16 protein-coding genes are annotated in these 19,215 nt (G+C 61.2%); 8 read left to right on the top strand and 8 right to left on the bottom strand.

Features of this window, described 5'->3' with window-relative positions:
* Window positions 1-19: 19 nt before the first annotated feature.
* The 5 genes from GNZ12_RS10105 to GNZ12_RS10085 all read right to left on the bottom strand — a co-directional run bounded on the left by GNZ12_RS10105 (window position 20) and on the right by GNZ12_RS10085 (window position 4,715).
* Complete coding sequence (locus tag GNZ12_RS10105) at window positions 20-364, bottom strand: hypothetical protein (protein ID WP_074285982.1); 345 nt, start codon at window positions 362-364, stop codon at window positions 20-22.
* A 197-nt stretch (window positions 365-561) separates the two neighbouring features.
* Window positions 562-1,185 carry a glutathione S-transferase family protein gene (locus tag GNZ12_RS10100; RefSeq protein WP_172310208.1) on the bottom strand — a complete coding sequence of 208 codons (624 nt, stop codon included), beginning with the start codon at window positions 1,183-1,185 and terminating at the stop codon, window positions 562-564.
* Window positions 1,186-1,459: 274 nt separating this feature from the next.
* A complete protein-coding gene (locus tag GNZ12_RS10095) occupies window positions 1,460-2,491 on the bottom strand; it encodes a histone deacetylase family protein (protein ID WP_172310207.1) in 1,032 nt (343 codons plus the stop codon).
* Between the two features lie 80 nt (window positions 2,492-2,571).
* Window positions 2,572-3,465, bottom strand: a complete 894-nt coding sequence (gene aguB / locus GNZ12_RS10090; RefSeq protein WP_172310206.1) for an N-carbamoylputrescine amidase — start codon at window positions 3,463-3,465, stop codon at window positions 2,572-2,574.
* A gap of 212 nt (window positions 3,466-3,677) precedes the next feature.
* On the bottom strand, window positions 3,678-4,715 hold the full coding sequence (locus tag GNZ12_RS10085) for an AraC family transcriptional regulator (RefSeq protein ID WP_172310205.1): 1,038 nt from the start codon (window positions 4,713-4,715) through the stop codon (window positions 3,678-3,680).
* Between the two features lie 186 nt (window positions 4,716-4,901).
* Between GNZ12_RS10085 and GNZ12_RS10080 the strand changes: the two genes are divergently transcribed.
* The 3 genes from GNZ12_RS10080 (at window position 4,902) to GNZ12_RS10070 (ending at window position 8,412) form a co-directional block, all read left to right on the top strand.
* Window positions 4,902-6,251, top strand: a complete 1,350-nt coding sequence (locus GNZ12_RS10080) for a glutamine synthetase family protein (protein ID WP_172310204.1) — start codon at window positions 4,902-4,904, stop codon at window positions 6,249-6,251.
* Window positions 6,252-6,291: 40 nt separating this feature from the next.
* Entirely contained in the window at window positions 6,292-7,650 is a 1,359-nt protein-coding gene (locus GNZ12_RS10075; protein ID WP_172310226.1) for an aspartate aminotransferase family protein, read from the top strand.
* Window positions 7,651-7,764: 114 nt separating this feature from the next.
* Window positions 7,765-8,412 carry a GntR family transcriptional regulator gene (locus GNZ12_RS10070; protein ID WP_172310203.1) on the top strand — a complete coding sequence of 216 codons (648 nt, stop codon included), beginning with the start codon at window positions 7,765-7,767 and terminating at the stop codon, window positions 8,410-8,412.
* 3 nt (window positions 8,413-8,415) lie between these two features.
* Here GNZ12_RS10070 and GNZ12_RS10065 read toward each other — a convergent pair whose 3' ends face one another.
* Entirely contained in the window at window positions 8,416-9,312 is an 897-nt protein-coding gene (locus GNZ12_RS10065; protein WP_172310202.1) for a LysR family transcriptional regulator, read from the bottom strand.
* A 147-nt stretch (window positions 9,313-9,459) separates the two neighbouring features.
* Here GNZ12_RS10065 and tam point away from each other — a divergent pair, with 147 nt between their 5' ends.
* Together tam and GNZ12_RS10055 are read left to right on the top strand one after the other, a co-directional pair.
* Window positions 9,460-10,236: a trans-aconitate 2-methyltransferase gene (gene tam / locus GNZ12_RS10060; RefSeq protein ID WP_172310201.1), complete on the top strand. Its 777-nt coding sequence runs from the start codon at window positions 9,460-9,462 to the stop codon at window positions 10,234-10,236.
* 174 nt (window positions 10,237-10,410) lie between these two features.
* Window positions 10,411-10,776 (top strand): hypothetical protein, encoded by a 366-nt coding sequence (locus tag GNZ12_RS10055; RefSeq protein WP_172310200.1) that lies wholly within the window; start codon window positions 10,411-10,413, stop codon window positions 10,774-10,776.
* Window positions 10,777-10,836: 60 nt separating this feature from the next.
* On the opposite strand, the gene GNZ12_RS10050 is transcribed toward GNZ12_RS10055, so the two are convergent.
* Window positions 10,837-12,288, bottom strand: coding sequence for an APC family permease (locus GNZ12_RS10050; RefSeq protein ID WP_172310199.1), 1,452 nt, complete (start codon window positions 12,286-12,288; stop codon window positions 10,837-10,839).
* A 139-nt stretch (window positions 12,289-12,427) separates the two neighbouring features.
* Window positions 12,428-13,426, bottom strand: a complete 999-nt coding sequence (locus tag GNZ12_RS10045; RefSeq protein WP_172310198.1) for an AraC family transcriptional regulator — start codon at window positions 13,424-13,426, stop codon at window positions 12,428-12,430.
* Window positions 13,427-13,629: 203 nt separating this feature from the next.
* Between GNZ12_RS10045 and GNZ12_RS10040 the strand changes: the two genes are divergently transcribed.
* From GNZ12_RS10040 to styD, 3 genes are all read left to right on the top strand, one after another.
* Window positions 13,630-15,615, top strand: a complete 1,986-nt coding sequence (locus GNZ12_RS10040; protein WP_172310197.1) for a primary-amine oxidase — start codon at window positions 13,630-13,632, stop codon at window positions 15,613-15,615.
* A gap of 154 nt (window positions 15,616-15,769) precedes the next feature.
* Window positions 15,770-16,783 carry a hypothetical protein gene (locus GNZ12_RS10035; protein ID WP_172310196.1) on the top strand — a complete coding sequence of 338 codons (1,014 nt, stop codon included), beginning with the start codon at window positions 15,770-15,772 and terminating at the stop codon, window positions 16,781-16,783.
* A 271-nt stretch (window positions 16,784-17,054) separates the two neighbouring features.
* Entirely contained in the window at window positions 17,055-18,533 is a 1,479-nt protein-coding gene (gene styD / locus GNZ12_RS10030; RefSeq protein WP_172310195.1) for a phenylacetaldehyde dehydrogenase StyD, read from the top strand.
* Window positions 18,534-19,215: the final 682 nt, after the last annotated feature.

Here is a 19,215-nt window from a genome sequence, read left to right as displayed (position 1 = left end):
CTTCTTCAGCGCCCCCTTATCAGCAGGGAAACGCCGCTTGAAGCGTGCGCAGAATGGCGAGGCCGATCGGAAAGTCGTCTGAAAGGCCTGGATGGTTGGTGAAAAACTGATCGAGCAGCGGATAGACGTTCTGGTTGCCAATCGCGAGGTTCTGCGGCGGACAGAACAGCGGCGGACGTTTCTTCGTCACCAGATCCCCGTTCGCCCATCCTAGCGCGTTGATCGTGCCCGTGATGTAAGCCGCGTAGACCGAGTTGTTGTCGCTATGCGCCCAGAGCTTGTACTGCGCTGCCGTCATCTCGGCGCTTGCGTTCAGCGTAAAACAGGCCGTCAGCACAGCCAGTGCAAATTTCAATACCCGCATCTTTGAACCTTCAATCTGTGTCGCAAAAGCGGCCATTGTAGGCGAGTCGGGGGATGCTGCGCAGATGCACTCGTCGATCAGGAATCCGTAAGCATTGGGCGAGTATTTTTGTAAGCATCCCGGCGCGATGCAGATCCTTTGCGCCGGAGTCACCGCGCTCACGTCAATGCGTCACGTGAGCAGTGCAAATGCGCTGCTCACGGCGTGCCGTTGCGGCAGTACGCCAGGTAGCCCGGGCGCGTGGCAAGGCGCGCCATGTAAGCCGTCAGCGCGGGGAAATCGGCGTGCTGCAGCGGCGTTTCGAGCCAGCGGTTGATCGAGAGCGCGATCGGAATGTCCGCCAGCGAGAACGATGACCCGGCGATGAAAGCGCCTGTCTTCTCCAGTTGCCTGTCGACGATGGCAATATGCTTCGCCCAGTTCGCGCACGACAGATCGATTTGCTGCCGATCCTGATGAGCCGGAGAATGCCGCACCAGCGCGAGAAACGCGTAGCTCCATGCCCGGTTCAGTTCGCTCGCCTGCCAGTCGATCCATTGATCGCACTTCGCACGCTCGCAAGGGTCGCCCGGGTAGAGAATCTCGCCTCCGTAGCGCCCGGCCAGGTAACGGATGATCGAGTTGGATTCCCACAGCACGAACTCGCCGTCCCGGATCACCGGAACCATGGCGTTGGGATTCAAAGCGATAAATTCAGACACGTTGGTCGTCCTGAAACCGGAACCCCAGTCCTCTCGTTCAAACGGCAAGCCGAGTTCGGCACACGCCCACAGTACCTTGCGTACGTTGATGGATGAGGCTTTGCCTAGTATCTGGAGCATGGGGTCGTCGCCGATCGTTCAGTCGCTGTGAATAAACTCACCGGAAATCCGGTTCGAATCGTAGCGTATCCGTGGTGCGAGAACGCAGACATAGACACTTTGCGCGGCGTACGCTGGGCCAGCCACCAACCACGCCTTGTAGCGGCTTTATCAGCTAAGCGCCCTTACATTCACTGTGACGAGAAAGGCTCGAACACCGTGCTGACCGTGCCGCCCTTCGCTCACAGTCAGCCGGCGTCAAAACAGAGGACCGGTTAAAGCCAATTCAAGCCCGTTAAACCGACTCAAACCCCGTCAGCACATTCACCGCGTTCACCCCGATCGCCGCGACCGCGTAGCCGCCTTCCATTACGAACAAAGTCGGTTTCCCCAATCGTCCGATCGCCTCGCCAATACGCAGATAGTCATCGCTGCGCAGCTTGAACTGCGAAATCGGGTCTTCTTCGAAAGTATCGACACCGAGCGACACCACCAGCGCATCCGGCGCGTAGTCAGCTACACGCGCGCACGCCGCGTCGAGTGCCACCGTATAGTCAGCCCACGCCGTACCCGGTTGCAGCGGGAAGTTCGCGTTGAAACCGAGGCCCGCACCCGTGCCGGTTTCGTCGGCGTGCCCGAGAAAGAACGGATACTCAGTGCGCGGATCGCCATGCAACGACACGAACAAGACGTCAGAACGGTGATAGAAAATGCTCTGCGTGCCGTTGCCATGGTGATAGTCGACGTCGAGAATCGCCACGCGTTTCGCGCCCGCGTCGAGGAACGACTGCGCTGCCACTGCCGCGTTGTTGATGTAGCAGTAGCCGCCCATATAGTCCGCCGCAGCGTGATGCCCGGGCGGCCGGCACAACGAGAACGCGCCGCGTGCGCCCTCCCTCACGTGGCGTGCGCCGGTGAGCGCAACGTTCACCGCGTCGCTGACGGCGGCCCACGTGCCCGCGGTAATCGGCACACCCGCATCCATCGAGTAGTAGCCGAGCTTGCCGTCGATATCTTCAGGCACGCGGTCCTGCCGCATGCCGCGCACCGGCCATATGAGCGGCAGCGCGTCATGCTTGCGGCCCAACGCGCTCCATTCGTCCCATGCGCTGCCGAGAAACGCAATGAAGCGTTCGTCGTGAACACGGTGCACCGGTTCGAGTCCGAACGATGCGGGCGCAATCACGTCGCCGAGCTTCGTTTCGCGCACCCGCTCAAGTATGAAATCGGCGCGGCTCGGCATCTCGAAGCAAGGCTTCATTTCGCCGTCGATCAATTCAGCATGGCCATGGTGCAGCCGATGCCGATCGCTATATACAGTCAACATGCAATGTCTCCTCAGGATGCTTGCTGTTCGAATCCGTCACCCAACCGACCGAAGTCGGCCACGCATCGTGGATACGATGCTCAAGGTCGACCCTCATGAGTGCGGTGTTCGCCATCGCTCGTCGCGAGGATGCCGTAGCAGGCCGGACGCCGGTCGCGAAACACGCCCCATGCATGACGTGTTGCGGCGACCGCATCCAGGTCGAAACGATGCAGCAGGATCGCGGGCTCGTCGCGCCCCGCTTTCTGCACCTGCTCACCGTACTGATCGGCGATGAAGGAAGAGCCGTAATAGCGCTGTGGGAAGTCGCGGCCTTGCTCGCGGCCGGTGCGGTTCGCGGCGATCAACGGCACGAGGTTCGCGCCTGCGTGGCCCTGCATCACGCGCTGCCAGTGTGCGCTGCTGTCGAGCGAGGGGTCTTGCGGTTCGCTACCGATCGCAGTCGGATAGAACAGCAGTTCGGCGCCGAGGAGCGCCATCGCGCGGGCCGTTTCCGGAAACCATTGGTCCCAGCAAATACCGACGCCGAGTTTGCCGTAGCGCGTCGGCCAGACACGAAAGCCCGTGTCGCCGGGCGTGAAGTAGTACTTCTCGCTGTAGCCCGGGCCGTCGGGGATATGGGTTTTGCGGTAGCGGCCAAGCACGCTGCCATCGGCGTCGATCATGGCCACCGTGTTGAAGAAGACGTTGCCGGCCCGTTCGAAGAAGCTGATCGGCAGGACCACGTTCAACTCTGCCGCGACGCGGCTAAACCGCGTGATGGCGGGGTGGTCCTCGTACGGCAGCGCATGACGGAAGTGCTTTGCGTCCTGCTCAGTGCAGAAGTACGGCAGCTCGAACAGCTCGGGCAGCAGGATCACCTGCGCGCCCTGTGCCGCCGCTTCGCGCACCAGGCGCTCAGCCTCGGCGAGGTTAGCCTCGCGATCCCAACCCGGCACGGCCAACTGGATTGCCGCCACACTGACTTCTCGCATCTCGTGTCTCCTCTGTATTCGTCTGGGAAAATTCTGCCCGAGGTGCGCGGATGAGCGATATCGGAGAAGCGGTCATCGAGGGGATAAATGTGGCCAATGTGACGGGAGCGGAAGTGCCTCAGGAGGTGACTTCACAGCGCGTGGCCGCGCCGCCGATACCGTGGGTATCGTCAGTACGGTGGGTTCAAAGGGACTTTCGACCGAACTCCGGGCTACGCGCAGCGATAGTCGCTCGGACAATGGCCAGTCCAACGACGGAACGCGTGCCGGAAGCCGGCCGTTTCGCTATAGCCGAGCCGCTCGGCGATATCCGACATCGACAGGCGCGTACGCACCAGGTAATCGAGCGCGAGATCGTGGCGCACGCGGTCGAGCAACGCCTGGAAGGCGGAGCCGCTACCCGCAAGACGCCGCCTGAGCGTACGTTCCGACACGCACAACGCATCGGCGAGCGCGCGCAGCGAACCGTAGCGACGGGGGTCGGAATACAGCAGGCGCAGGCTGCGCGCGGTCACGTCGTTGCCTGCCGAGGTGGCCCATTCGCGCTCCAGTTGCGCGCATTGCTGGCGCGACATCAGATAGCTCACCGGCTCGGCGAGGGGCAAGGGTTCGTCGATCCAACTGGCCGGAAAAATCAGCGCATTTTCTGCGGCGTCGAAGGTGGCGCGGCGGCCTATCCGTTCTTCGTAGGCGTCCGCGTGGGCGGGTGCGCCGAAGCTCACCCTAAGCTCGGACGGCGCGCGCCGCGCTGACAGTACGTCGCAGACGATCGCCCACATCGACGCGAGGCACATGTCCGTATTGATCACGGTGAGATCCGGCCGGTAGTGATAGTCAGCCGCGACGATCGCCGCTTCGTCTGCGTTGCGGCGCAGCGAAACCTTGAAGTAGCTTCCGAGCAATACGGGAAAGTCCTGGGCGCATTGCAGCGCGTCGCCGAGCGTGGGACTCACCAGCATCGCGTACCCGAGGATGCCGTAGCTCGAAATATGCATCGCGCGGCCGATATCGAGACCGATGCGCGTATCGCCACGGGCGCGCAGCGCGTTGGCGAACACGATCAGCTCCTGCGCACGGGTGACGAGCCCGGAAGGTTGCCGCAAATCTCCCTCACTAATGCCGCTTCCCGCCAGCAGCACATCCGCGCCGATCCCCTGCCGCTCCAGCAGGGAGACGGTGGCGGCAATCGTATGCAAGGTCGCGACGCATTGGGCTGGCGACGGGCGTGGCGAACAGGGTGCATCGGTCATGGGCGATTCTCGGGTTCCCTCGATGAATCGATGATATTTGATCAAATTTCCCAAAAGGAAAAATCCGTGTCATGATTTGATCAAATCTCATGATGCAAAACGTCCAGCTTTCCCGAACAGGCAGCGCGTCGCGCAAGGTTTGCAGCCGCGCGTCGCGCCGTCTTCATCAACCGACTGGAGTCAACCTTGCAAAGCGACCTACGCGACGACCTGCGTGAATTCCTGGAACATCACCACATCCATGAAGTGGAATGCGTGATACCGGACATGACGGGCGTCGCGCGCGGCAAGATCGTGCCGAAGAACCTGTTTCTCTCGGAAGGCAAGATGCACATGTCGAACGCGCTCCTGATGATCACTGTCAACGGCGAGTTCGCGGATTTCGAGCGCTTTGTCGGGCCGAGCGATCCTGACATGGTTTGCATCCCGGATCCAAACACGGTGCGACTGGTACCGTGGGCCATCGAGCAGGTCGCGGTCGTGATCCACGATTGCGTCGGACTCGACGGCAAGCCGATCGGCATTTCGCCCCGCGCGGTGTTGCGGCGGGTGCTGAAGCTCTATGAGGAAAAAGGCTGGCGTCCCGTGGTCGCGCCGGAGATGGAGTTCTACCTGATCGCGCAGAACAAGAATCCCCATGAACCGCTGCGCCCGCCGCTCGGCCGCGCGGGGCGCAGCGAAGCCGGCCGCCAGTCGTTCTCGATCGACGCCGTCAACGAATTCGATCCGTTCTTCCAGGACCTGTCGCGTTTCTGCGAGACCACGCATCTCGGCGTCGAAACGCTCGTGCATGAAGTCGGCGCGGGGCAAATGGAAATCAATTTTTCTCACGGCGACGCGCTCGATCTCGCCGACCGCGTGTTTCTGTTCAAGCGCGCGGTGCGCGAAACCGCCTACCGTCATGGCATTTTCGCGACGTTCATGGCCAAGCCGATGGAGCATGAGCCTGGCAGCGCGATGCATATTCATCAGAGCATTGTCGATCACAAAACCGGCGAGAACATCTTTTCACTGCCCGACGGGACGGCGAGCCCGCTGTTTTTCAACTATATCGGCGGTCTGCAGAAGTACATGCCGAAAGCCATGCCGATGTTCGCCCCCTACGTGAATTCCTACCGGCGTCTGTCACGCTTCACTGCCGCACCGATCAATGTGCGCTGGGGTTACGACAACCGCACCTGCGGCATCCGCGTGCCGAATTCCGGGCCGGACGGACGGCGGCTCGAAAACCGCGTGCCGGGTGTCGACGTCAATCCGTATCTGGCGATGGCGGCCACCCTCGCCTGCGGTTATCTGGGCATGGTGGAGCAGCAGGAAGCATCGGCGCCGATGGTCGAAAGCGCCTACGACCTCGAATACGAACTGCCGCGCGGTCTCGAAGATGCGCTCAAGGCGCTCCTGAAATGCACCGAACTCGCGGATGTGCTCGGCGACAAGTTCGTGCAAGCCTATTGCGCAGTAAAGGAAAAAGAGTTCGAGACCTTCTCGCAAGGCATTACCGCGTGGGAACGCGAGCACCTGCAACTGCTCGTCTGAGCGCGAGCGGCTTATGGAAACATCATTGGAGAAGCTGGATTTGAATACTCGTCACGGCATCAACTGGGAGCGCGCGCAAGCGCTCGTCGAACGTGAACGCCGCGCGTTTGCAGAAGCCATGCCGACATCTCGCGCGCTATCCGAACGTGCCGCGCGTCACCTGTTGTTCGGCGTGCCGTTGCACTGGATGAACGACTGGTCGACGCCCTTCTCGCTCTATGTCGATCAAGCGCGCGGCGCCTCGTTTACCGACGTGGACGGTCATCGCTACGCGGACTTCTGCCTCGGCGACACGGGCGCGATGTTTGGCCACTCGCCCGCCCCCGTGGCCCGCGCGCTGGCTGCCCAGGCTGAGCGCGGCTTGACAACCATGCTGCCGGGCGAGGATGCCGCCTGGGTCGGCGAAGAACTGGCGCGGCGTTTCGGGCTACCCTACTGGCAGTTCGCGATGACGGCGAGCGACGCCAACCGTTTTGCGTTGCGCTGGGCGCGCGCGGCGACCGGACGCAAACAGATCGTGATTTTCAACGGCTGCTATCACGGCACCGTGGACGACGTGTTCGTCGATCTCGTCGACGGCAAGCCGCAACAGCGCGACAGCCTGATCGGCCAGGTGCACGACCTGCTCGAGACCACGCGCGTGATCGAATTCAACGATCTTGCCGCGCTGGAAAATGCGCTGAAAGATGGCGACGTCGCCTGTGTGCTGGCCGAACCGGCGATGACCAACATCGGCATGGTGCTGCCCGAACCGGACTACTGGCGGCAAGCACAAGCGCTTATGCGCCGCTACGGCACGCTGCTCGCCATCGACGAAACCCACACCATCAGTTGCGGGCCGGGTGGTTACTCGACGGCGTACGGCCTCGAACCCGACCTGTTCATTCTCGGCAAACCGGTGGGCGGGGGTTTTCCGTGCGCGGTGTACGGTTTCAGCGCCGAACTGGCGGCCCGCGCGCAGCACGCCAAACGCAGCGCACCACCCGGCCACTCCGGCATCGGCACCACCCTCACGGCGAACATGCTGGCGATGAGCGCGATCCGCGCAACGCTCGCCGAAGTGATGACCGATACCGCCTACGATCACATGTTCGCGCTCGCCGAGCGGATCGAGACCGGCCTGAAAAGTGCAATCGAGCGCCATGGCCTCGCGTGGTGCGTGACGCGCGTTGGCGCCCGCACCGAATTCCAGTTCACGCCGACACCGCCGCGCAACGGCGCCGAAGCCGGCCGCCAGCTCGACCCGGATCTGGAGCAGATCGTGCACCTGTACCTGCTCAATCGCGGCGTGTTGATCACGCCGTTTCACAACATGATCCTGGTGTGTCCTGACACGTCGGCGGCCGACGTCGAGAAACTGGTTTCCTCGTTCGACGCCTGCCTTGCCGAACTGACCTGAGCGTTTTCAGCTCGCCGGTGATCGAGGTTGGTCGCGCGTGGCCGGCGCTAAACTAGCGGCCTTTTTGCAGTCTTCTTTCAGCTTTTTTCGGCCCCGGCCCCAGCACCGAGCTTTATGAAAACTTCGCGCCATCACACGCTGCAGGACCAGACCTACGAAACGCTGCGGCAATGGCTGACGATCGGGCGCTTCGTGCCGGGCGAGCGCATCAAGATCCGTCACGTCGCGGCCGAACTCGGCGTCGGCGAGATGCCGGTGCGCTCCGCCTTGCAGCGCCTCGCGGCCGAATCGGCGCTGGTGAACGTGCCCAATTGCGGCGTGACCGTGCCGCGTCTGTCGAAAGAACAATTCGACGATGTGCTGCGCGTGCGCCTGATTCTCGAAGGCCAGGCCGCCGAACTGGGCGTCCCGCATCTCAGCGTGCACGATCTGGACACGCTGGACAAACTGAACGAGGAAATGGTGCGTGCCCTGCGGACTGTCGACGCCAAGGGCTATCTCGATGCCAACGAAGCGTTCCATCTGATTCTGTACCGCGCCGCTGGCTCACCGCTTTTGCTCGAATTGATCGAAACGGTGTGGCTGCAGGTCGGGCCGATTTCGAATCTGTTGTTTGGCGACGCGCAGTTTGCCGGCACGCTCAACGATGCCCACGACGAGTTGCTGAACGCGGCGAAGGCGCGTGACGCGGCCGGCGTGCGACGCGCGATCGAGCATGATCTGAGTCATGCGGCGAGTTGTTTGCGCGCGCAGTGTCTGTAGGGGTCACCCTTTCAGCGTCGCCTGTTCGAGAATCATGTCGTAGAGCGCCTGCGCCGCCGGCGACAACTGAGCGGTCTTGCGCGCCACCAGAACGAGCGTGCGCGAGATCACCGGATGCGTGAGTTCCACGGTGCGAACCGCCGGATACGCGCCCTTCTGAATGGCGAGCGCCGGCACGACGGCCGCACCCACCCCCTGAGCGACCAGGCCGACAGCAGTCGAACTGCGTTGCACTTCATAAAACGAGCGCAGCGCCAATTCGCTCTTTTCCAGTGCGACATCGAGCAACGCGCGATTACCGCTGACCTCGCCGGCAAAAATCAGCGGATACGGTTGCAGTTGCGGCCAGGCGATGCGCCGCCGCTTCGCCAGCGGATGATCCTCATGGCAAATCAGCACGTAGCGGTCTTCCGTCAACGGCAAGCTGGCGAGATCGGGATGATGCTCGCCGGCGATATTGATGCCGAACTCCACCTCCCGGCGCAGCACCGCCTCCTCCACCGCGGACGACGCGTGATCGAGAATCTTGATGCGGTTATGCGGATAACGCGCGGCATAGGCCTGCAGAATGCGCGGCAGATACTGCACGCCCACCGTCGGCACGCAGGCGATCGACACATCGCCGCGACGGGCCACACCCGTCTCGCGAATCTCCACCAGCGCATCGGCAAGCTCGCCCAACAAACGGCGCGCCTGCGGCAGAAAACTGCGCCCTATTTCCGTCAGCGCCATGGAACGGGTGGTCCGCTCGATCAGCGTGACGCCGAGAAACGTTTCGAGCTTACGCAAGCGTTGCGTAATGGCCGTTTGCGTGACGTGCAGCGAATCGGCGGCGCCTTGAAAGCTGCCGCGATCCGCAATCGCTACAAACGCCTGGACGCCGAGCGTGTCGATTTTCATTAGAAAAATGAAGGAATTGGAATGATAAATTCATTTTACTCCGCCCTCACCACCGCACAAAATGAGCGCATTGGATCGGTTTGACACCGCACACCGTGAGCGGATGTCGGCAAACACGGCCCAGCGGCCAGCAAAAAGGAGCGAGAGATGACTTCATCGACGAATTGGGTTGCGAAGCAGTACGTGATGTTCGAAAACGAGCGCACGCGTCCGGTCAGGGATCTGCTGGCGGCAGTTCCGGCAACGGACGTGCGGGTGGCAGTGGACATCGGCTGCGGCCCCGGCAATTCCACCGAGGCGCTGGCGGCCCGCCTGCCCGGCGCGGCGGTCAGCGGGATGGACAGTTCCGCCGACATGATCGCGGCGGCCAAGAAGCGCCTGCCGCAATTCCAGTTCGAGGTGAGCGACATTGAGACGTGGGATGCGCCCGGCCCTTACGACCTGATCCTCGCCAATGCCGTACTGCAGTGGGTGCCGAATCACGAGCAGCTGTTTCCCTCGCTGGTGAAGAAACTCGCGCCGGGCGGCAACCTTGCCGTGCAAATGCCGGACAACCTCGACGAACCCGCGCACCGTCTGCTGCGCGAAATCGCGGCGGACGGCCCCTGGGCCAACAAACTCAAGGGGGTGGAGCGCACCATGCGCTACAGCGCCGACTGGTACTACTCGCTGCTCAAGCCGCTGTGCGCGCGGGTCGACGTGTGGCGCACCGTCTACTATCACCCGCTGGCGGGCGGCGCGGACGCGGTGGTCGAATGGTTCAAGGGCAGCGCACTGAGACCGTTCCTCGCCGAGCTCGACGACAGTGAGGAAGGCGCCTTCCTGGAACGCTACCGGAACGCGATCGCGCAGGCTTATCCCGCCTTGGCTGACGGCACCGTGCTGCTGCCGTTCCCGCGGCTGTTTATCGTCGCTACGCGCTAGCGGAGGCCGGCGCGGCTGCCGGTTGCCCGCTCCTTCCGTGTGGTGTTTGTGGCGCCGGCGTCGCCAGGGTCAGTCAGGCATTGCCGCTCGTGAATTCTGCGTGATATTGTGTAACGAAGCGGGGGACGGCCTGCCGTCCTCACCGGAACGCAAATTACAGCAGCGAGCGTCGCCATGAGTGATGTACGCCATCATCTGAGTCCACGGGACCGTTTGGAGCTGTTGTGCTGGCTCACATGCGGCTGCCTTGGCGCTTATTACCTCAACGAGGACTGGCCTGACGCGGCGTTTCACGTGCAGGCCGCCCATAAGTGGCTCGACCATCGGTCGCGGGAGGCAGACTGGCTGAGTATCGCCAGGTTATCGGCAACCGCACTGGAGATTGCGCAGCGGCACGCGAGGTTTGTCGATGCCGATTGGGCGCGGGATGCGGTCGAGGAGATTCTCGACACAGACGAGCTTGACCCTCAAGCCCGGTTGGTCAGGCAGGTTCTGGCGGATTGCCAGAATGCGCTGGCTGACAAACGCGTCGCAGATTAGCGTTTTTTCCCGCGTGGCCCCTTGCGTGGCTCGCCATGCGGGATTGGCTCCGCCGTTCGATTACTGCCCGAAGCGCGCGTAGATATCCGGCCGCTTCTTGCGCAGAATGAGACCGATCACCACGCCACAGAGCGCCACCCCGAATACGATCCAGGGGAAAGACTTGACGATCGGGCTATCGGAGCCGCTGAGCGCATCGAGATTGCGCACCAGAATCACGCCGATATACAGCAAGCCGATGCCACCCACCAGAGGCGCGAAGAACGCGTGCCACAGGCGAGTGTCCTTGCGCGTCTTGCGGAAAAACGCGATCACGGAGAAACTCGTCACGGCTTGCAGCATCACGATACCGATCGTGCCGAGCGCCGAACTCCAGCTGAATACGATGTTGAACACATCGCTGCCTGCCGCGCTGAAAAACCCGAGCAGGATGCACACGGAGAGTGTCTGCAGATAGCTCGCCACATACGGCGAACGGTATTTGTCGTGCACCCGCTTGAGCGCTTGCGGCAGGATGCCCTCCAGGCTTAGAGCGTGGATATAGCGCAGCAGCGTGTTATGAAACGACAGCAGACTCGCGAAGATACTGCTGAGCAGCAGGAAGCTCATCACCGTCGTTACCGCACCGCCCAGATACTTGCCGGATTGAATGAACCAGAAGTCGCCCGGCTGCTTCGTCGCGACCGCGACCACGCCGTTCAGTCCGTACGCGCAGACAATCGTCCACGTGACGAAAGCAAAAAACACGAGAATCAGCACCACCGACACATACGTCGCGCGCGGCACGGTCACCTTCGGATCACGGCATTCCTTGCCATAAATCGCCGTTGCTTCAAAACCGATAAACGACGCGAAGGCGAACATCACTGCAATGCCAAGGTGGCCGCTGAACACGTGCGCTGGCGAAAACGGGGCGAGCGTCAGGCCGTTCGGTCCACCGCCATGCACGACGATGGCAATCGCGAGCAGCAGCAGAATGCCCAGTTCGAGACACATCAACACGCCGAGCAGTCGGCTATTCAGATCGATACCGCGGATGCCGGTGAACTGCACCACCGCCACGCAGATCAGCGCATAGCCATACCAAGGCATCGCGATGTGCAGTAGTGGAGAGAGAATCACCGTGCAGAAAAATCCAAACAACCCGTACAGCGCGATCTGGATTAAGGTGTACGACATCAGCGCGACGAGTGCGCCGGCCATGCCCAACGGCCGTCCGAGTCCGGCGGTAATGTACGCGTAAAACGCGCCGGCGCGCACCACGTGCCGGCTCATCGACGCGAAGCCCACGCTGAAAATCAGCAGTACGACGCCGGCAATCACGAACGCGCCCGGAATGCCTGCGCCATTGCCCAGACTGATCGCGGGCGGCACCGCGCCGAGCATGCCGGTAAGGGGCGCGGCCGCTGAGATCACGAGAAACACGATCTGCCACAGGCCCAGCGTATTGCCCTTCAATTCCACAGGATTTTCCGCGTCGAACAGACCGGCCGGAGAGTAGGGTTCATTCATCGTGGTCTCTATTTTTGTTGTCGCGAGCACGCCAGGCAAGGCGGCTCGCAGCGAATACTTAGGAAACGGAAGTTTTCTGATGTGACGATTGCGCTTTCGCGTGCTTTCAGAATGAAAGCGTTAGTCGCGTCAGTGCCTTTTATTGTTTTTTCCAGTTGCGCGTGGCGCGCCACAACACGGTTGCATCGGCGTAACCCACGGCGCGAGCGATCGCCGCATGGGTGAGCCCTTCGCGTTCAAGCAGCCCTTCCACGCCACGCTGCCGCTCTTCGCGCACGATCTGCCGCACGGAGGTGCCCGCCTCGGCCAGATGCCGTTGCAACGAGCGATGCGAGAGACCGAGATCTTTTGCAATGTCGGCGACGATCAGCTTTTCGTGCGCGAGCCGCCGCGTCACCAGATCGCGCACCTGGTCAACGATGCTGTGCGGTACCGCGTCGCGCGCAATCAGATCGGTGGCATGACGCTCCATCATGCGCACCATTTGCGTATCAGCGCTCTTGAGCGGCGCGTCGAGATCCAGCGGACGCAGAATCACGCCATTGAAAGGCTGTCGAAAGCGTACCGGCACGCGGAAAATGCGTGCATACGGTTTGAGATCGGCGGGCGCGGCGTGTTCGAAATGCACTTCGACCGGATTCCATGCCGCGCCGCGCACGATCCGGACCATATTGCACATGGTCGACAGGCTGTATTCCGCGTCCTGCTGGCGCGGCCAGATCTGCGGATTGGCGATCTGATAGGTCCATACCGGCCATTCGCCATCGCGCAGCAACTGGCAGGTCGTGGTGTTCTGCCACGACGCGAGCGCAAGCGTGAACTTGATCATTGCCGCGTTCAGAGTCGGCGACGATAGAAACACGAGCCCTGCCGGCCCGAGCTCCGTCAATTGCAATTCGCTGCCCAGACGCAAGCCGAGCGATGGTTCGCCGAGTACCTCGGCGGCGCGCTCGAATGCCGCCACATAACGCGTGAGCGGCAGGATTTCATACGGATTCGACAGGAGCTTCCGGCTCATGCCGAACGCTTCGAGCAGCGCGTCGCAATTGGCGTCGGATGCATCGAGTGCGCGCACAATCGGCCCCATGACCGCGCCGCGGATCATAGGGAAACTACCATTGAGCGTGACTTTTTTCATCCTGAGCGTCTCCTCTCAAGTCTTCGCTGATGTGTTGCAGTGTCATTCCTCGTGGCGCACTTTATCGTTCATTTGGCGCGATAAGCAAGCGCGAAAATAATATTGGGTTCTTACGATTTGTTGCCATCGAATCAGCGTTCGCCGCGCTTCACACAGCCTCGCGGGCACGCAGTCCGGTCCAGCACAATCCTTACGGGAACCTTATGAACACGAATGCCACGAAAGCCGCTCACGCCCCCGTTCATCCGCTCGATCCGTTGAGTCCGGACGAAATGCAGCTTGCCTGCGATCTCGTGAAGGCCGCTGAAAAACTCGACGCGCAGGTGCGCTTTCCGATGGTCGAGTTGCGTGAGCCGCCAAAGGCCGAAGTGGTCGCATTCAAGACCGGTGACTATTTTTCGCGCACAGCGTTCGTCCTGGCGATCGACCGCACGAACGGCGCGACCATTGAATTCAACGTGGACCTGAGAGAGAAAAGAATCGCCTCGCGCAACGCGCTGCCGGTCGATCAGGCGCCTTACGGCCAGCCGCCGATCATGATCGAAGACTTCATGAACGCTGAGCAGATCGTCAAGAACGACCCCGCATGGCGCGTTGCCGTCCTGAAGCGCGGCTTGACCGAGAAGGACCTGGAGCACGTCCAGGTGGATCCGTTTTCCGCCGGCTGCTTCGACCGCGAGAACGAGAATGGCCGGCGTCTGGTGCGTTGCGTGAGTTACTACCGCGAGAGCGTGACCGATAACGGCTACGCGCATCCGATCGAGGGCGTGGTGGCGGTGGTCGATCTGCTCGAGAAGCGCGTGATCGAACTCGTGGACGACGGCCGCATCATTCCGATTCCGCGCGCGAAGCACAACTACGACACGCCGAGCCTCGGCGAGCCGCGCAGCACGCTCAAGCCGCTGTCGATCAGCCAACCCGAGGGCCCGAGCTTCAAGATCGACGGTTGGCATGTGAGCTGGCAAAACTGGAACTTCCGGGTCGGTTTTACGCCGCGCGAAGGGCTGGTGCTGCATCAACTGTCATGGGACGACGGTAAGCAGGCGCGGCCGATCATCTACCGTGCGAGCGTGACGGAGATGTGCGTGCCCTACTCCGATCCGAGCACGAATCACTACTGGAAGAGCGCATTCGACGCTGGCGAATATGGCCTTGGCAAACTGGCGAATCAACTTGAACTCGGTTGCGATTGCCTTGGCACGATCCGCTATTTCGACATTCCGACTGCCGACGATTTTGGCAATGCGTTCCTGATGAAGAACGCCGTGTGCATGCACGAAGAGGATTACGGCACGCTGTGGAAGCACTACGAGTTTCGCACTGGCGTCTTCGAGATGCGCCGCTCACGACGCCTCGTGATCTCCTTCTTCGCGACGGTCGGTAACTACGACTACGGCTTCTACTGGTACCTGTATCAGGACGGCACGATTCAACTCGAATGCAAGCTGACCGGCATTGTGCAAACGTCGGCGGTAGCGGACGGCGACACATATCCGTGGGGTGGCATGATCACCGAGAACCTCGGCGGCCCCACCCACCAGCACTTTTTCAATGCACGGATGCACATGATGGTGGACGGTGAGCGCAACACGGTGACCGAACACGAATTCGTGCCGCGTCCGATGGGCGAAACGAATCCGTACGGCAACGTCTTCGACACCACGAAACGCGTGTTCAAGACCGAGAGCGAAGCCGCGCGTCTTGCTAACGGCCGCACCGGACGTTACTGGAAGGTGACCAACCCGAACGTGAAGAACGCTGTCGGCGCGAATCCTGGCTACAAGCTGATTGTGAACGACTCGCCGCTGATGCTGGCCGACGAGCACTCGAAGGTCCGCCAACGCGGTGGCTTTGCCACGCGTCACGTGTGGGTCACACCGTTCGACCCCGCCGAGCGCTACGCGAGCGGCGACTATCCGAACCAGCACGCGGGCGGCGACGGCTTGCCGCGCTACATCGAGGCGAACCGCAACATTGAGAACGAAGACATCGTCTTGTGGCACAGCTTCGGTCACACCCACGTGTGCAAACCCGAGGACTTCCCGGTGATGCCGGTGGAATACGCCGGCTTCATGCTCAAGCCGAACAACTTCTTCTCTGCCAACCCGACGATGGACTTACCGTCCGAGCGTGATCAGAACAGCGTTGAAGACGGCAAGTCCGCGGATCATGGCTGCTGCAAACGCTGATCCGGCGCCGCGCGGCGCACGGCCTGCGGCTGCATGCGTAGCCGACGCGGCAGGTGTACGTCCCACGATTGCAGCCGGCCCGGCATGCGGGCTGATTGCGAGCATGAGTCGCACGGCCTGTGTGCTGACTCCGAGCATGGGCGGCGCGGCCTGTGTGCTGCTCGTGAGCGGCGCCGCCACGCTGGTAACGCAAGCTGGCCTCGGCCAGCGAGCCAATGCGCTGTGGATGAGCGCGTTGGCGTTGGCAACGATGACGATCGTGCCGCTGGTGATGTCGCGCCTATCCAGGCAGCACACCAGGCTGGCGACGGCGGTGACGCTGATCGCGACGATGAGTGCGATGGGCGTCGTGCCGGCGTACCTGAGCGGGTTGGAACATCGCATTGCGATAGCCGCGTTGGCTATCGCCTTGGGTGGCGTATTGCTGTTTTACGGGTGGCACCTTGCTGGCGAAACGGTCTCGCCACCTGCAACGGCCTCATCACCTGAACACTCCGATCGAAACAAATACGCAAACCAAAACACGGACGAGTCGACCAAGACCATCCACGCGACTGGCGCGGCGGCGCTGCTCGCATTGCTTGCGGGCTTATCGAGCGGCAGTCTCGCGCGTTTCCAGCTCTATGCAATTTGCGGCATGAGTGGCGTACAGCCGATGTGGGAGATAGCGCTTTCGCTGGGTGCTGTTTGCGCGTTGGCGTTGATTGCCGACCGATCTGGCAACAACAACCGGATGTTGATTCTGCTGTACGTGCTCCGAGCGGCATTAATTGGAGTGCTCGCGGCCGTAGACAGTCCGATGCTTGCACTGCTCACGGCAAAGATGTTTCTGGTTCTCGACTGCCTGACGATTCCATCGCTCATGAACCTATCGGGCAAATCGCGCAGCGCAATGCGTGCAGCCTGCCCCGGCGCGGCACACCACATTGGGATGGTATTGGGAGCAACGATATCGACGACACCCTACTTTTTTTTCGGCGACGGATTCATGGTGCTGTATGTGCTGAGCGCGATTGCGAATCTGATATTTGCGAGCACGTTAGCAACCAATTGGTTTGAGAAAAGGCCGTTCCCAAAGCACTTAAATCATCACCACCGTCAGGCAGACCTTTCCGACGAGCACGAAGTGCGAGGCGGGAAGTATGACTGCCTTGTCACTCAGGGATGAAGGAGCGAGGGCACGGATTCCAGATGTTCCACTACCGCAACTGTGCGGGGGACCCGCTTAAGAATTAGCGGTGTGAGCCGCTTTCTTTGCTTATCTTTCTTTGCGGCGGCAAAGAAAGTAAGTGCCGCCCCGCACAGGGGCAACGCTAATAGACCAATAACAAATCAAGGAAAGGCCACCGCCGCAGGCAAACAGACAAGCAGCAAATCAGGTCTCAAAAGCGACAAACGAACTGCACCGCCAATCTCACCCCAACGGAGACGAAGCAAAAATGACCGAACAGAAAAACACCGCGAAGCTGCCGACGACAATGTTCATCAACGGCGAAAGAACCACCAGCGCCGCAGGAAAAACCTTCCCCATCTACAACCCAGCCACAGGTGAAGAACTAGCCCACCTCCCGGACGCATCCGAAACCGACATCGACCACGCAGTCAAGACCTCTAAAGCAGCATTCGAATCAGACACCTGGCGCAGAATGCCGCCGGCCACCCGCGAACGCCTGCTACTAAAACTAGCCGACCTGGTCGAACAGCACACAGACGAACTAGCCACACTAGAAACGTTAAACCAGGGAAAGCTACTAGCCTTTTCAAAGATGCTAGAAGTCTCGGGCAGCGTCCAATGGCTCCGCTACATGGCCGGCTGGGCCACCAAAATCGAGGGCACGACATTCGACCTATCGATCCCCTTCCCTCCGGGCACCCGCTACAACGCCTCAACAAAAAGAGTCCCAGCGGGCGTCGTCGCCGCAATCGTCCCGTGGAATTTCCCGCTGCTGATGGCGGTCTGGAAAATCGCACCGGCGCTCGCATGCGGCTGTACCGTCGTGCTGAAGCCTGCTGAAGAAACGCCGTTAACAGCGATCCGTCTGGCCGAACTGGCGCACGAAGCCGGCTTCCCGCCGGGCGTATTCAACGTTGTCACAGGCCGAGGCGAAACCGCTGGCGCAGCGCTGGTCAAACATCCCCTGGTGAACAAAGTCACGTTCACGGGATCGACCGAAGTAGGCCGCATAATCGGCCGCCAGTGTGCTGACGATCTGAAGCGGGCCTCGCTCGAACTAGGCGGCAAGAGCCCCGTAATCGTGCTGGAAGATTGCGACCCGAAGAAAGCAATCGAAGGCGCGACCGGCGCGATTTTCTTCAACCACGGCCAGGTCTGCACCGCAGGTTCACGCCTGTACGTCGCACGATCGATTTACGACGAAGTGGTGCAAGGCATCGCCGCAGTGGCCGATGGAATTGCATTGGGCTCCGGTTTCGATGCCACAACGCAAATGGGACCGATGGTTTCCGCACGGCACCGCGACAAGGTCATGAGAATGATCGCGCAAGGCCGGCAGGAAGGCGGCGAGATCCTGTCGCGCGATGCGGCCGTCGACACGGACGGCTTTTTTGTCCGCCCGACGGTCATTGCCAATCGCGCCTGCAAGCCGCTTTCGGTCGTCAGGGAAGAGGTTTTCGGGCCGGTGCTGGTGGCGATGCCTTATGACGATGTCGATGAGGTGCTGATTCAGGCCAACGCGTCCGAATATGGCCTCGGCGCGAGCGTCTGGACAAATCAACTCGATAAGGCGTTGAGGCTGGTTGACGGCATCGAAGCGGGCACCGTTTGGGTCAACACGCACAACATGGTCGATCCGGCCATGCCGTTCGGCGGGTTTAAAGCGTCCGGGATCGGACGGGAGCATGGGAAGGCCATTGTGGATGCTTATACCGAGAGTAAGTCGGTTTGTATTGCTTATTGATTGGGGTTTTTGCCTGCGCAGCGCTTGTTGTTTGTTTGCCTGTGGCGTTGGGCTTTCCTTGATCTGTCTGCATGCTCAGCGCTTTTTGGTTGTGCCCTTACGGCGTTGGCCTTTCCTTGATTTCTTATTGGTCTGTTAGCGTCGCCCCTGTGCGGGGCGGCACCTACTTCTCTTTGCCGCCGCAAAGAGAAGTAGGCAAGAGAAAGCGGCTCAAACCGCTAACTCTTAAGCGGGTCCCCCGCGCAGTTGCGGTAGTGGTGCATCTGGAATCTGTGTTCTCGCACATTCGGCGTGAGTGACAAAGCAGTCATGCTTCCCGCCTCGCACTCCGTGCTCGCCGGAAGGGTTTGCCGGCAAACCAGTGCTTCATTCTGTGTGGTGGGGCCATCGGCTTCGCTTCGGCAAAAGGCTGGAATTCACCGGAATTTCGGAGGCGCCGCTGCTGCGAACTTGAGCGCTTCGCGAGAGTTGCCAAGCCCGCGCATTGCAAGAGCGCAATTCCACTAGTACGTCGTCACCTTGCGATGATGGCGACCCAACGGCGACGTACCGCCCCGCGCAAGCGCTGGCGCGAAAACGCAGCGTGTGGTTCGCCGAACTACCGCGTCGGCGCGCGCAGCGCCGCCGGAAGTATGACTCCCTTGTCACTCACGCCGAATGTGCGAGAACACAGATTCCAGAT

The organism is Paraburkholderia solitsugae (assembly GCF_013177695.1).
GTDB classification, from domain to species: domain Bacteria; phylum Pseudomonadota; class Gammaproteobacteria; order Burkholderiales; family Burkholderiaceae; genus Paraburkholderia; species Paraburkholderia solitsugae.
Note: the sequence above shows the minus strand (reverse complement) of the source record. Positions and strands in the feature narration are given on the sequence as shown.